Genomic DNA, 16,292 nt, shown 5'->3' with positions numbered 1-16,292 from the left:
TATTGTTGTCTCGACTAGTTATTGAATAACAATTCACGATATTTTGGCAATGGCCACATTTCGTTATCAACGACCAACTCCAACTTATCAATATGATATCTAATACTTGAAAGGTAAGGACGAACTTTTTCATCATAAGCCACAGCCATTTCCATGCCTTCTTTCAATACATTACATTCTTTACGAGCATCAACCATTTCTCTCACTTTAGCTTTAATTGAGCTGATATGAACCGAAATCTCTTTAATTAACTCTTTACGTGCGCCAGACAAGTCTTCATACTCACTGTTGGTAAAGATATCTCTTAAGCCCTGAACGTTTTGAATTAGCTTAGTTTGATAAGCTACAGCCGTTGGTACAATATGATTAATTGCCAAATCTCCAAGAACACGAGCTTCAATTTGAATTTTCTTAGTAAATTTCTCTAATTCAACTTCAACACGAGCTTCCAATTCCTTGTTAGTCATCACGCCACTTTCAATCAAGGATTTTCTAGCCGCTGGATCAAGATACTTAGAAATTGATTCCGGAACACTTGTAATATTTGTCAGACCTCTTCTTTTTGCCTCAACCAACCATTCATCAGAGTAACCATCACCATTAAAACGGATTGGCTTGCATTCAATGATCATTTTCTTAAGAATCTGGAAGATAGCTTCATCTTTTTTGATTCCTTGTTCAATTAAAGCATCTACTGCAATTTTAAATTCTTTTAACTCAACAGCAACAGCCGCACTTAAGGCAGTCATAGCAGCAGCGTTATTCACTGAAGAACCTACAGCACGGAACTCAAAACGGTTTCCTGTAAATGCAAATGGCGAAGTACGGTTACGATCTGTATTATCCAGAATAATTTCAGGAATTCGGCCAATACCCAATTTCAAAGCCGTTTTTTCATCAGGTGTCATTTTTCTTTCACCAACTTCCTCTACAATTCTATCCAACATACTTGAGACTTCATCTCCAAGGAAAGCTGAAACAATTGAAGGAGGTGCCTCGTTAGCACCTAAACGGTGACTGTTTGATGCTGTAAGAATTGACGCACGCAATAAATCCTGATTCTTATATACGGCCATCAAAGTATTTACAACAAAAGTAAGGAATTGAATATTCGCTTTAGGATTTTTTCCCGGAGCCAAAAGAACAACACCTGTATCGGTTCCTAATGACCAGTTGTTGTGTTTACCTGATCCATTAATTCCAGCAAATGGTTTTTCGTGAAAAAGAACACGGAATTTATGGTGACGGGCAACCTTTTTCATCACATCCATTAACAATTGATTGTGGTCATTGGCAAGGTTAGCTTCTTCAAAAATAGGAGCCAATTCAAACTGACTTGGAGCCACCTCATTGTGACGGGTTTTCACAGGAATTCCCAATTTATGACATTCAACTTCCAACTCCATCATAAAAGCAGTAACACGCTCTGGAATAGATCCAAAATAATGATCATCCAATTGCTGATCCTTAGAAGAAGAGTGTCCCATTAAGGTACGGCCTGTAAGCACAAGATCCGGACGAGCTTGATATAGAGCTTCATCTATTAAGAAGTATTCCTGTTCCCATCCTAAATTGGTATGAACTTTAGTTACATTTTTATCGAAATACTGACAAACAGAAACAGCGGCTTCATCAACTGCAGCTAATGCTTTCAATAACGGCGCCTTGTAATCAAGTGCCTCTCCTGTATAAGATATAAATATAGTAGGAATACAAAGAGTTGTTCCAACAATAAAAGCCGGAGATGATACATCCCAAGCAGTATAACCACGGGCCTCAAATGTTTGACGGATACCTCCTGAAGGGAATGAAGATGCATCCGGTTCCTGCTGAGCCAATAAACTTCCGGAAAAGTTTTCAATCATATGACCACCATCACCATAATCGATAAAACCGTCGTGTTTTTCAGCAGTTCCGTCTGTTAATGGCTGAAACCAGTGAGTGTAATGAGTTGCTCCTTTTTCAATAGACCATGCTTTCATACCAGCAGCAATACCATCTGCCATTTTTCGATCTACAGACAAACCTTTTTGATTTGCAGTCATTACTGCACGGAAAGCCTCTTTAGAAAGATACTTTCTCATAGATTCTACATTAAAAACTAATTCCCCATAATAATCAGTTACCTTATTTGAAGGAAAATGAACTGCTTTAGGTTCTCTTTTAAGTAACTCCCCTAACGCTTTAAATCTAATTGTGGTCATAAATGAAAAAATTTTAGTTATTGATATCTTAATCCGTATTGAAAAAAAAGGGGTACTCAGCAAAAAAATATTCAATTTTTACTCAACACCCCCCTTTGCAGTGATACAAATGTGAATAAAATAATTCGATTTCACAATTCTACTTCCAAAAAAATAAGCTCAACGAAACAAAAAAACGATAAAAACAGGATCAAACACCCTTATTTTTATCGTTTGCGCTGAAAATTTCAGTTTTTTTCAAAAAAAAACTGCTTTTTATCTGACCAATGGAATTTTAGGAGCATTTTTCCGAATAACGTCCCTTACATCCTTTTTTGAACCTATCAATTCATAAAATTTCAGGATATACTCTATTACCCCATGCCTATTCTCTTCATTTAAATATTCACATCGTGAAATCAATTCCAAAAACGCTTCTTTCAGTTCATTAAAATCTGTGAAAGCGGCATTAAATTCCTCATCACTCCATCTGTAACCTTTGTATATTCTTTTGTACTTTGCATCGGGAGCTATTTGAGGATCCAAAGTAAAATAAGTCTGATTGATTATTCCCGACCAATCAAAATCGAAAGGTACTGCAACGGGAATGCTCTGTTCATCCACCGACAAAATCTCAATATTGTGCAACCGACAAATATCCCAGTCTGAATTTCCAATCATCAACTGAAACAAAGACAGCATTACCATATTCTTTCGAAGAATATTGTATTGCTTTAAATTTTTATAATGCAGTATTATTTTTCCGTTTCGGGTGGCAAGATCATTTTTATCTTCCAGAAAAAAACCAAACTTTTGAATGGTATCATTAGTAAGACTATCAATAAATGAAATTTGAGACAAACGAACCCTATAACTGTGTTCGTCGATAAGATTATACATCTTGTAGATCAGATATTCTTTAATGGTATTCTGTTCGAATCCATCCTGATAAGACTGGCAATGACTTACGTATTTTAACTTGCTTTGCCCTTCGAACTCGGTTCCTGTCAACTTTTCTGAAGGCAGTTTAAATCGTAATGGCGGGAAATCGCAGTTTTGTTTTCGCCTTCGGAAATTTCCCCGGGTCATTACTTCAACGTCTATCTTACTTTCCGGTTGTTTCTCATTCTCAATTAACCGCAATTCGCATTTATGATACCTCCTGTCCTCTCCAATATCATTTATCAAAATTGACAAATTAGTTTTTAATTCGAACTCAAGGAGTTTTTCGTTTTTAAACAATGGCAATTGCAACAAGCTGTCTCTATCCTTTCTGGAAACAGCACTGACTGGAATCGAATAAAGGAATATCAATAAGATTAAGAAAGCTTTTGTGAAAAAATCTTTCTTGTTATTATTTTCCAGCCTAATTGCATTCGACAGTCTACTCATTGCATTTCTTTGTAAAAACATTATTCAATTAACTCTCTTCTTCCATCTGAAAAACAACGATAATATTTTCCATCTTCAATTAACACTACCTGAGGTTCAATTTCAGAATATCCCATTGGAACATTTATTGCTACGACTCTACCTTCATGCAAAAAATGAATAGATTCAACCTCTGTATGCCCGATAAAAATTCTATTTACATTATAATAAGTAAGCACCTTAGTTAACTCCTCATTAGTAATGATTGAATAACTTCTTGATTTCATCAGATAACCTCTATACCACAAAGGGTTTTCAGGGAAATATATGGATCTCATCAACTTCTCATGTGTCATCTTATTATCTGCACTTATACTTTTCCGAATATCATTGTTTATTTGCTCCAAGCTAAGTCCTCTATCAACTAAATCAGGAGACAAGCCACCATGAACAAATAGTAAATCATTAATTTTAACTACAGAATTTAATGATCGCAGCCACTTCCCCAATTCTGTATCTGCCTTAAAAAAACGCGGGTAATTAAACATTAACCTTTGGCACATATTCTTATACTTTGGAGCAACGTAACGAGAATCGTTCATTAAAACCATTATTTCATGATTCCCAAGCAATAAATGCAGTTTCCCTTTATTTTCATTTGCCTGTCTTTGTAATTTCTTAATTAAATACAGACTTTCAGTTACTTTATCTCCCCGGTCAAAAATATCTCCAACAAAAACCAGATGTCCATCTCCCCAATTCCAATCCAAATCCTTATTAATTACTCCAATATTCAGCAATAATTCCACCAGTGCATCATATTCTCCATGCACATCTCCAATTGCCAACAACTTTGTCACCCCCGAGTATTCAGCACTTTGAACCGGATACTTTCCCTTTCGAAGCCAATACTTATTCTTATCACCTTTCTGTCCTTTAACTACTACTGAATCGCCTTTTATCTTTATTTTCTTCTCCCGGATATCAATGATATTTCCTTCTTTTTTATGATTGATATACCACGACTTCACAGTTTTATCGTCGAGCCAGAAAAAATGCGGACCATCAGAGTAGTCTGCCAAATTAAGATCCTGAATATTTCCATTAAAAACCTTATCGTAAGATGAAAATGCACCTGAGCCTAATTCATTCTTCTTTTCTTGTGCTTCCACATTGAATGACCATAAATTAATTATGGCCAGAAATAATACAATCACATATTTATAAAACTTAACCCTTCGATACATATCATCTGTTTTTCTTATTCAAATCAAATACCAAAATTACTATATCTCTTTAAATCAAAAACTAAAGCAAAATTCTAAAAAATGAAAAAGAGTTAACTGTCCGCAATTAACACACCAAGTGTTCGAATACGAACTGTGATGGCATCTTATGAAGATAGTAAAAAATTAACGAAGCTTTTACATACAAAAAAACAGGGATCCCGAAGAATCCCTGTTACACTACTACTACATAGTACCTGAATTAGTATCCAGGATTTTGTTTCATTCGAAAATTTTAACGTTCTCTAATTAAAAATATATTCGAAACATTTCGCTCTCCATTTTTATCGGAAGGGTGATTCATCAGCAATTCATTCACAATCATAGCAGATGAACCTCCACCATCAAAATTCAATGCTTCATCGCACCCTAATTTTTTAAGATATTTCCCTAATTCTTTTAATTTCATCCCTATACTATAATCTGGCTGGCGACCATCTACAACAATCATATACAGGTAATTATTTTTGTGATCAATACCAACCGCAGTTCGTGGATGTCTATCATTCCAAAAACCTTTTCTACTTAGTCCTTCTCTATTTTTAAATTTGACAATTCTTTTCCCATTCTGAATTAACCTTGGTAAGCCTCCTATCATAAAATGCGGAGCAACACCCTCAGGTGAAATACTTAACCTAATATCAATAGTGTCATTTTCTCTTATTATTCTTTTACCTGAACATCCCAAACCTAAATAATTCCAACCTAACACAAAATTGAGAGAATCTGGATTAACAAAACATTTTCCAACCTGATAACTACAAAAAGAGCCAATAATAGGTTTTTTTAATGGCATTAACCTCCAATATACTACAGAGTCATTCTGAACCGGCATTTTTCGGTAAAATTTATTATAAAAAGAACATTTGTGTTTTTCAACGGGAATATTAAGACCATCCAAAACAAGAGTATCATTATTCACCATGCAAATTCCATTAAATTGATAGTTATCCAAATGAATAAAACCCTGTTCGTCCGCCATAAAAAGTGTACGAGACATTTTAACTCCTTTTACAAATTCGCCATCTAAAATCATACAATTCTGAAAAACGGGCCTCTTACCTCCAAAAAAATCTGCATTTACAGCTGCAATCACTTTATTTTCCTTCCTATTTTCTCTGGCTACCATTTGGGAAGTCTTTTCTAAACCAAATCCCAAATAATTATTTGCTACGCTACCCGAAAACTCTAAATTTTCACAGGACATATCAATACGCAACTGATGAATAACAACAGGTCCATTCTTCAAAGTAATTTTGCTATATTCTACTCCATTAACGACTTTCTCTACCATAGTTGCATCAGGATCAGAAGCGAATGTATTCACAACGAAAAAAGTAGACAAAACCAGAAGAAACAATCTCGGATTGTGTAATTTCTTATAAATACTTAAGGCAATATCTCTATTCTTTCTCACGTTTATGCTTATTAAAACTCACACCTCAATTTACATAAAGCAAATACATTATAAAGTGCAAAGTAGATACCCTACACTTTATAATGCTAACTAAACTAACTTGCAGCTAATATAAATTCAACTTTATACGTAAGGCGTCACCCCATTCTCCGCAATACTCTACTAATAAAAGTAAGTAGTAATAAAAATTAGTTCGTTAAATCAACTACATCATCAGCATCAGGAGTGTTCCACCAAACTCTAGTTGGTAAACGCGATGCATCATCATTATCAGGTAAATTTGCTGCATTTCTCTCAACATTTCTAACGTCATATTTAAGAGCACGAATCCACTTCTCTTTACCATCAACTTCATCACCTGAAGCTGGAAATATGCTAGCATCAAGATTTTCAGGTCTCTTAAGTCTTGTAAAAGTATTATCGTACTCAACTCTACGCAAATCAACCCAAGTTTCAGGATTCATTACCATTGCAATATGTTTTTGAGTCATTATATGCTCAAGAGTAATATTTGCCGAACCAATATTATCAACATGAGTCAAATAATTAGCAATATCAGCAGCATCAACACCCATATTTGTCATATCAGCCTGAATACCTTCTTTGTATGCCGTAAAAGCAGCCGCCTTATCACCATTTCTAAAATTAGCCTCAGCTTCAATAAATTTACATTCTGCATAAGTAATCATATACCAATCGGAATTTGGACTAGTATAAAACAGACCATTAGGTTTACCATACTGATGACCTCTAGAGAAATACTCTGTTGAATCCATAACTATTTGAGTATCCTCCGTAAAAGCAAGTCCTGTAAACGGATTGATATCACCAGCAACAAAATTGACAGTCTCCTTTACACCATTAAAACCATTTTCACGATATGTTCCCATAGGAACACCTTGATACATATCTAAACCCGTTAAACCATAAAGCTCTGCATCTAAAGCAGGTTGCACTATAAGAGGTAGGCGTGGATCTGGAACAGACTCATTATTTAACAATAAAGGATCTTTAAGATTATCAACAAAAAACTTCGACCAATTATCTGCACGAGAATCAAAAGCACCTTCAACATCACCACCTTCAGTATCGGACCATGGGTAAATATTATTTAGAGTCTCTTCACCAGTAAATTCTCTTTTGGCATTGTCTTCATTTGAAGTCATTGCTTTCTGACAAGCAGCAATAACAGCCGTTGGATCATATTTAAAATCACCGGAAGTTTTAGCAGTCATATGGTTCAAAAGACGAGCTTTAAGAGCCCAAGCAAATTTCTTCCACTTCGCAATATCTCCCTGAAACATCACATCTGTACCAATTACATTAAGGTCAATCTCATTTGGCTTATCAAAATCTAAGAGAGCATCATCGATAAGCTTATGAATTTTCGAATAAGCATCCTTTTGCGAATTTAACTTAGGCGTAAGAACAAGCTGATTTTTAGCATCATAAGAATCGTCTAGTATTATATCACCAAGCTGATCGCTAACCATAGAAAAAAGATACGCTCTCAATATCTTTCCCACTGCGGAAAAATGAGGTGAATTGTATTTTTCACCTAAGACAATTAAATCAGCAGTATTTGGAAGAGCATTAGCATATAGATACTGCTCAGCAGCATAAGACAGCGTCCCCCAGTTCCATCTTGAATAATATGTTGTTCTTTCAGTAATATGATAAGAGAGCACAGTCACCTCTCTAGACAATCTACCTTGTCCAAAACCGGTAGTATTATCTATTGTAGCCAACAATCGCTGTTGAGGCGGTAATGACATATTCGACGGTTTTGTTTCTGATTCATTAACATCGAAAAAATCATCGGAACAGGAAAACAAACCTCCTAACAAAAGTAAAACTAGAAATCCGCTAATTATATTTAATTTTTTCATTTATCGCAATTTTAGAAATTAATTTTAACACCTAAATCAAAACCTTTGGTATTAGGAGTACTTAGATTATCGAGCCCTATAGCTCCAGAACCACTTACAGAGGCACCAAAAGAAGCTATTTCAGGATCAACACCTGAGTAATCAGAAATCATCAATAGATTTCGACCAGTAGCAAAAACCTCCATTCTTTCAAAACCAATCTTATCAAGAAGGGTCTTAGGAAGATTATAAGAGAGCGTTATATATCTAAGCTTAACGAATGTAGCATCTTCAATAAAGTTCTCAGCATTTTGAGAATATTGTTTTTGATAATAATTCTGATCCTTCAAGATAGGAGTAGTATTTTTTTCATAAATCGTATTTCCGTCTGCTTCTACACCATTTGCCACAACACCATCCATAATAATTGTTTCGGTCATAGATCTGTCCTCTGAGGTTTTGCTCAAACCATAATAGGTTAAAGCTGCTTCAGTAGCATTATAAACATCGCCACCTATACTCATATCGAAAAGGAATGACAATCTAAAATTTTTGTACGACATTGAATTGATAATCCCCATGGTCCAATCTGGCATACGATTAACATCCGGGAAGATGTCTTCGCTAAGAGAATAGTTTCCATCGCTATTAATTATAATATCACCATTATCGTTTCTCTTTGGTCTTTTCCCCTTCAATCCGAAAAGGTAACCATCCAAAACAGCAGCACCTAAAGCAGTGTTATTCCATGTCCACGATTGATCGTTATTTACCTCAACTAATTCACCAGGAAGATCATAAACAGTACTTTCCATTTTTGCAAAATTGAATGACATGTCCCATTGAAATTCACTCGATCTAGGAAATAAAGAAACATTGACTAAAGCTTCGTATCCTTCGTTTTTAACTGATCCACCATTAAGCTGAGCTATATAAGCCCCTGCAGCCGGTGGTAGTCTAACATTTAAGAGCTGATCTTCAGATAAACTATGATAGTAACTAAAATCTAACTTAACTCTATTCTTAAATAAACGAGCATCCATACCAATTTCGAATGAAGTGGTAAATTCAGGTTTCAAATTTGGATTACCAGCCTGATCTGAATTCCATGTGTAACCTTCAGAAACAGGGACATAATGCCATGAACGTAGTGTTAAATAAGATTCCGACATATGAGCACTGGCATCTTTACCAACTTGCGCCCAGGTAGCTCTCAATTTAAGATATGAAAGGAAATCTTTTGATGTAATATCAGTACCAAATTCTTTAAGAAGATCGGAAACGACAACAGAAGTACCTACAGATGGATAGAAGAATGAATGATCTCCAATTGGCAAAGTAGAAGACCAGTCGTTTCTTCCGGTTACATTTAAAAATGCGATGTTTTTCCAACCAAATTTAGCTTCACCAAAAACCCCCATACTTCTCCTTCTATATTTAGACTCCGAAAGCGTTTGGTCATCAGCAGCAATATTTGACACACTATATATATCAGGAGCTTGAAACTTATTACCTCCAGTATAAGTTGTTCTTGTCTTCTTTTCGTCAACCGTTTGTCCCAAAGTTACGTCAAGAGAATAATCTTCGTCGAAGGTTTTGTTAAACATTAAAAGAAGCGTGGAGGTCACTAAGCGACTATTCTTCTCGTATTGTCTAAGGTAACCATTTGATCTACTTTTTATAAGAGAGCCGAAATCAGTAATCTTCTTATTAAATTGAGAATAATAGTCTGTTCCGATACGATAAGAAATAGTAAGAAAATCGACAGGTTTGTAATTCAAATTAACTTGTCCAATTAATCTATCAACCTCATCAGTATTAGGAGAGTTATCAAGACTCCAGTAAGGATTATCAAAATCTTGATCTTCTTTTGAATCCATAAATATCTTTTGCGTACCATCTTCGTTTGCGTAATCGCGTGCATTGTAGGTAACAGGATATTTAAGCATACTTATATAAGAACCTCCAGAAGAGGTACCTTGCTTATTACTTTTAGTTTGAGTGTTAATATACTTACCATTAACACCAATAGTCAAATTTTTTCTAAATTTCGACTGTGCATTGAAAGTAAGATTCAATTTTTCGTAACCTGTATTTTCAATAACACCATTTTGATCTAAATAAGATGCTGAAGCAAATATATTTGTTTGTTCATTACCTCCTGAGTAATTAGCATTATATTTTTGTGTAACTGCCTTATCGAATAATTCACTAATGTTATCATAAGTAGGAGTCCCTTCAGGAATTACATCACCCCACGACTGTAAGTGTATTCCCGGTGATGCGTCGTAACCAAGAATATCTCCATCACTATTATACTCGTAACTTCCCTGTCCATAGGTATTCTGTATATCAGGAGTACCTATAACCTCATCAACAGATAAAGTAGAAGAGAATGAAATTTTACCCTCACCCGTTTTACCTTTCTTAGTTGTAATAATAATTGCACCTTCAGCTGCTTGAATACCATAAAGAGCAGCAGCTGTAGCACCTTTCAATACAGATATAGATTCTATATCCTCTGGATTAATATCGGAAGCACGGTTAGCGCTAGCAACTTCAGAACTCGAATTAGTCGAGTTATCGATAGGTAATCCATCAACAATAAACAGAGGTTGGTTATTTCCACTCAACGAAGAACCACCTCTAATCATAATAATAGACGAAGCTCCTGGGGATCCACCAGCACTACTAATGCTTACCCCTGCAATTTTTCCCTGCAAAGAGTTAACCATATTACTTTGGTTCCCATCAAGTAATTCTTCAGATTTAATATTCTGAACTGCATACCCCAAAGATTTTTTATTCTTTTTAATACCCAAAGCTGTAACAATAACTTCGTCAACTCCAATCGACTGAGCTGCCAGTTCTACGTCAACAATCTTTTGTCCTGTAAACTCAATCTCTTGAGGTTCCATCCCAACAAAACTAAATATCAAGGTAGTACCAATCTCTGCTTTCAATTCGTATTTTCCATCTATATCTGAAATGGTTCCAGTCGATGTTCCTTTTTTGACAATGGATACCCCGGGTAAAGATACCTTATCACTGTCTGTAACCTTGCCTTTAACCAGCAAATCCTGTGCCCAGGATACTTGCCAACCAAGAAGCATGATTAGGGTAATACATGCAATTTTTCTCATTGTATTAATTTTTGGTTAGTAAAAAATAATTCTAAATCATTTATATTTTTATAACTCCAATTCCAGGTAGGTCGGGCAAAATAACTTTTCCGTCCTGAACCTCAATTCCTTTAAAAGGATCGTTTGATATTAATAAATTTCCATCCAAATCGGCCCAGTCGACCATAGGCGACAGCTGGGCTGCCGCACTAACACCACAAGACGTTTCCGTCATGCATCCTATCATCACGTTCATATCCAATGAACGGGCTACATTCATCATTTTGTGAGCTTCACGCATTCCAGTACACTTCATCAATTTGATATTGATCCCGGAATAAACTCCATGCAATTTTGCCACATCATCCAATCGCTGAATAGCTTCATCGGCAATTGTAGGCAAGGGACTATGCTGTGTCAACCACGCCATATCATCCAAATTGTGTTTATCCATAGGTTGTTCAACAAAAACAACTCCTTGTTCTTTTAACCAATGAATTTTATCTAAAGCCTCATGCTTATCTTTCCAACCCTGATTCACATCAACACACAAAGGCACATCAGTAATTTTGCGTATTGTATTAATCATCTCCTCATCGGTACCTCGCCCAATTTTCACTTTCAACATTTTATAAGGAGAAGCTTCCTTCACTTTTTCAATTACCACATCCGGCTTATCCATGCCAATGGTAAAAGTTGTTATGGGAGTATCTTCCTGGTTGTATCCCCAGATTTTAAACCAAGGCTTTTCCAGTAATTTTCCGATCAGATCGTGCAAAGCGATATCAATTGACGCCTTTGCCGCACAATTTCCTTCAGCAACGGCATCTACATAGCTTAATATTTCATTCAGCCGAAACGGATCAGAGAACTGTCTCAAATTTAAACTGCTTAAAAATTTGGCGGCTGTTTCGTGGGATTCTCCCAAATAAGGAGGCATGGAAGCTTCGCCATAACCAACAATTCCATCCCACTCAATTTTCGTAAGCATAACCGGGGTGGTTGTTCTAGAAAAAGATGCGATGGTAAATACATGTTTCAACTGCAACTCATAAGGTTCGAAACTAAGTTTCAATCCGGTTCCTGAATGTTTTGATTTACCTTTTCCTGCTTCTCCGCAAGAATTCATTGCCGGAAGCAAAAATGCAGCTCCAGCCAACAAACCAGTATTTCCTAAAAATTTTCTTCTGTCTATAGTCATATCTTTCTAATACCATGGATGCTCAGAAACTCTAGTTATTCCTGATTCTCCTATTCGACTTAAAATCCTACGGCCACCCAGCCAGGTTACCGATCTATAATCATTATAATTTTCTGCTTTTGGATCGAAACTATTAATCCTAACCCGACCTGAAGAATGAATGTATTCTCCATGATTCATATACATTCCCACATGAGTAACTTTCATTGGTTTCTCATCAGTCTTAGCTCTTCCAAAAAAAATCAAATCTCCCTCTGTCAATTTTAAAAAGCCCTGCCCGGGAGAAATGGTATCTCCATGAAGAAACTGCAATGAAGCATCACGGGCCAAAATAATCCCGTTTATAAAATAAACTGATTTGACAAATCCACTACAATCGACACCTTTCACAGAAGTTCCGCCCCATAAATAAGGGCGGCCAAGAAATTGTTTAGCTGTCTTGGTTAAAATGGATGCATCATTCAACTCCCTTGTTTTCCAATCAGAAAATTGTTCGCAATTCGATTTTTCTACTTGAATTTTTCTTCCATCGGGTAAGCTCAGATCATAACTGTTCTGATTTTCTTTCTCAACTTCCAGAATTGCTCCTGCAACTAAATCGGTAACTACTTCATTTTGTCCAGGATCTTTTACGACTTCAAAATCCGGAATAAAAATTATTCTTGTTGAATTCCTCCAAGCCTTCATTTCAGACTCTGTTTTTTGAGCAATTGCAGCTCCGTCAACCCAGGCAATATATTTGTCCGGGGTCTGTAGTTGATACCAGCCATTCTCTTCTTTTAAAAGCCTGACCGGCGTGCCCATTATTGATTGCGAAACGAGCTCTGCCGAATGCTTTGGGTAAGCTCTTAAGTTCACAACACTTAAGTTGATTACTCCCCAAGTTTTATCCCCTAATTTTTTCTCAGGAAGTACAACCAAGCTATCTACCAAATGAACTTCCAAGTCTTCCAGAGCTGAAAATAAGGCTAATTGTACCTCCGGCAGAGATGTTTCACCTTTTATTACCAACGAATTTCCATTTAGAATAGAGAAATCTATTTTATAGACACCTTCTCTGCTATCAGGAACCATTCGTTCCTCAATTTTTAATGATATTTCATTTGCTTCCTGCAACAGGTTTGAGTTGTTACTGCATGCAAAACAAATAAAAATCATGATTACCCAATATAAATTCTTCATTGAACAATGTTTTTATTCTTAAATCTATCAATAGACTCATAAATAGCCTCATGGATACGTATCCGAACATTAGTTTCGTATATTTTAGAGTTTTTTCTGGACGGATATACCCGATTTGATAAAAAGATATAAACCAATTGACTTTCCGGATCACACCAAACAAATGTTCCCGTGTAACCAGAGTGCCCAAAACTTGCAGTACTTGCAGAATAAGCCGGATAACAATTCTCAATATTTAAAGTATCATTCCCTAATTCGGGTTTATCAAAACCTAACCCTCTTCGATTTTCATTTTCAGGAAACTGGTACCGGGTAAATTCACGCATTGTTTTCTCAGAGATATATCGTTTTCCTCCGTATTCCCCCATCTGAAGGTACATTTGCAATAATTTTGCTAAATCATTGGCATCAGAAAACAAACCAGCATTGCCGGAAATTCCCCCCATCATAGCAGCTCCCTCATCATCAACAGACCCATGCAAAAGGCTGCATCGAAAACTGCTGTCGTATTCTGTTGGTATAATTCGTTCGACTGGAAAAACCTGACCTGCATTAAAAATAATATTGTATGCTCCCAATGGACGATAAAATGACTGTTGTATGTACTCAGGATATTCCTGTTTAGTTATTTGTTCAATCAGTTTAGGAAAAATATAGAACGGAAGCCCTGAATAAACATATTTTTTCTCACTGGAAACAAGTGATTCATTAATATCATGAAACATTACTTTATGATAATTCTTATTCAAAAATAAATGTTTGAAAATCGGAACTGAAAATGTATCTGTTGCTACAGTGCTGTATATATTGGGTAAATAATTCCCCAAACTGTCAACCGTATTTTTCCAAAACGGAATCCATGATTGTAAGCCTGACTGATGTGCTAATATTTCCCTAAAATATAAATCCTCTTTATTTGTTCCTTTAAAATCTTCCCAATACTCCGAAAATTTATGATCTAAATCTATTTTTTTCTGATCAACAAATTGCATCAAAGCAGGCAGTGTTCCTGTTATTTTTGTTACTGAAGCTAAATCATATATATCGTTGTTCGTTACCTTTTGGTCTTTATAATAAGTGTGATAACCAAATGATTGATGGTAAATTATCTTTCGGTCTTTAGCAACAAGCACCTGACACCCCGGAAAAGCTTGCACATCTATTGCCATATTAGCAAGAGAATCAATTTCAAACGAAAGATAATCACCATCTACTCCGGCCATCTCAGGAATCGTATATTCAAAACGAGTTCCTCCTTTTGTGGTAAGACCACTTCCTCTCGGATATTCTTTTAAAGAATAAGAAAGCTTAGCTCCTGATGAAATTCCTCCAAAAATAATTTGCGCAGCGTAAGATTGTGTCAGCGAATCAGAATCATAACTATAAAGAACAGCATTAGATCGTGTTGCTTGAGAAACATCACTGGTTCCAAAAAAACTATTGACTACATTTTGTTCTTCTGTCACATAAAACATTAGTTTATCTAACGCAGGATTACAATTCGTTTTATCATCAAAAATGCCTAAGATAATTAGATTGTATTGTTTCAAATCTTTAAACAGCTTATTTGAAACACTATCATTCTCACTCTGTATGTATTGATAACAATCCAATTTGGTATACTTCGATAAAATATTACCGAAATACTGATTCTCCCTTTTATCAGAAAAAGAAACATAGGCAATCTTTTGTTTTCCCAAGTCTGGTATTGGAAGAAAGTCATTCTCGTTTTTCAAAAGAACAGATCCAAAACGATAAGCTTCCCGGCTTAAAACTTTTGAATTCGAAGCATTGACTAATGCACAAACTGAAGTCACATCCTCTTTTCTTAAATACTTGCATTTTGTTTGCTCTCTTACTTTTTGTATTTTCTCTGCATAACTTCTGATTGCCAATTTTGATTCTTTTTTACTTTTGTATTGTGTTTTTACTTCTTTCAGGAAATAATCAATTTCTTTTTCCAGATCATTTGTCAGAAAAAATAATTGAGGATACAAAGAATCTTGTTTTGCTGTTTTGTCGGGTATTAATTTTTCTACAGGCGAGGAAACAAAAATTTGATTTTCTAAGAACAATGCCTTTATTTTTTTTCCCGTATCCTCATCTTTAAAATCAGCAATATTAATTTGAATTCCCAATGTTTTAAGTTGATCAGATAATACAGATACAACCTTTTTCTGCAACAAAGAATCAGTAATTGAGGCAAGTGTTTCGTTTGAAGGGAAAGCTTTTGAAAGCTTAAAATGCTTTCCAATCCCATATTCTCCATCGACCGCAAATAATATATCTGATTTACTTTTTGATTTAAGCTCTTCCAATATATTTACAAGCGCATTCATGTTATGCCCGGAGAAAACAATTCCTCCAATTTTTCTTTTCTTAACTACTTTTAATAACAGGGGGAATAATTCAGAATCACGATCAACATCCACCTTTAACCAAATTTGTTGTTCTACCTGTCTGGCTTTAGAAGTATGTGAAATATGATCTTTAACAGGATTACATTCGCTGTCATGAACATTAATCCCAAAAGAGGCATTGAAACTTACAAGCAATATAATAACCAGAATTTGCAAAAACCGATACGAAACCATTCTTTTTATTTTCAATTAAGTAAAATATTCGTTGCTCCGAAACATGTCCGGAACAACGAATATATTGA

At 35.5% G+C, this 16,292-nt stretch carries 9 protein-coding genes; all 9 read right to left on the bottom strand.

Features of this window, described 5'->3' with window-relative positions; genetic code table 11:
- Positions 1-14: 14 nt before the first annotated feature.
- A complete protein-coding gene (locus tag ACY0M5_RS04955; RefSeq protein WP_461631002.1) occupies positions 15-2,204 on the bottom strand; it encodes a glutamine synthetase III family protein in 2,190 nt (729 codons plus the stop codon).
- A 255-nt stretch (positions 2,205-2,459) separates the two neighbouring features.
- Positions 2,460-3,575 carry a hypothetical protein gene (locus ACY0M5_RS04950; RefSeq protein WP_461631001.1) on the bottom strand — a complete coding sequence of 372 codons (1,116 nt, stop codon included), beginning with the start codon at positions 3,573-3,575 and terminating at the stop codon, positions 2,460-2,462.
- A 20-nt stretch (positions 3,576-3,595) separates the two neighbouring features.
- The gene (locus tag ACY0M5_RS04945; protein ID WP_124994081.1) at positions 3,596-4,801 is read right to left on the bottom strand and encodes a metallophosphoesterase; all 1,206 of its coding nucleotides are present in this window, start codon (positions 4,799-4,801) and stop codon (positions 3,596-3,598) included.
- Between the two features lie 274 nt (positions 4,802-5,075).
- Positions 5,076-6,257, bottom strand: coding sequence for a phosphodiester glycosidase family protein (locus tag ACY0M5_RS04940; RefSeq protein WP_461631000.1), 1,182 nt, complete (start codon positions 6,255-6,257; stop codon positions 5,076-5,078).
- Positions 6,258-6,445: 188 nt separating this feature from the next.
- Positions 6,446-8,146, bottom strand: a complete 1,701-nt coding sequence (locus tag ACY0M5_RS04935) for a SusD/RagB family nutrient-binding outer membrane lipoprotein (protein WP_461630999.1) — start codon at positions 8,144-8,146, stop codon at positions 6,446-6,448.
- 11 nt (positions 8,147-8,157) lie between these two features.
- A complete protein-coding gene (locus tag ACY0M5_RS04930; protein ID WP_461630998.1) occupies positions 8,158-11,268 on the bottom strand; it encodes a SusC/RagA family TonB-linked outer membrane protein in 3,111 nt (1,036 codons plus the stop codon).
- Between the two features lie 40 nt (positions 11,269-11,308).
- Positions 11,309-12,448 (bottom strand): dipeptide epimerase, encoded by a 1,140-nt coding sequence (locus ACY0M5_RS04925; protein ID WP_461630997.1) that lies wholly within the window; start codon positions 12,446-12,448, stop codon positions 11,309-11,311.
- Positions 12,449-12,454: 6 nt separating this feature from the next.
- Positions 12,455-13,630: an NlpC/P60 family protein gene (locus tag ACY0M5_RS04920; protein ID WP_461630996.1), complete on the bottom strand. Its 1,176-nt coding sequence runs from the start codon at positions 13,628-13,630 to the stop codon at positions 12,455-12,457.
- A complete protein-coding gene (locus ACY0M5_RS04915) occupies positions 13,627-16,239 on the bottom strand; it encodes a serine hydrolase domain-containing protein (protein WP_461630995.1) in 2,613 nt (870 codons plus the stop codon). The genes ACY0M5_RS04920 and ACY0M5_RS04915 overlap by 4 nt, the downstream gene beginning before the upstream one ends.
- Positions 16,240-16,292 lie beyond the last annotated feature (53 nt).

This window comes from Labilibaculum euxinicum (assembly GCF_963678175.1).
Classification (GTDB): domain Bacteria; phylum Bacteroidota; class Bacteroidia; order Bacteroidales; family Marinifilaceae; genus Labilibaculum; species Labilibaculum euxinus.
This window is presented reverse-complemented; position numbering and strand designations above follow the sequence as displayed.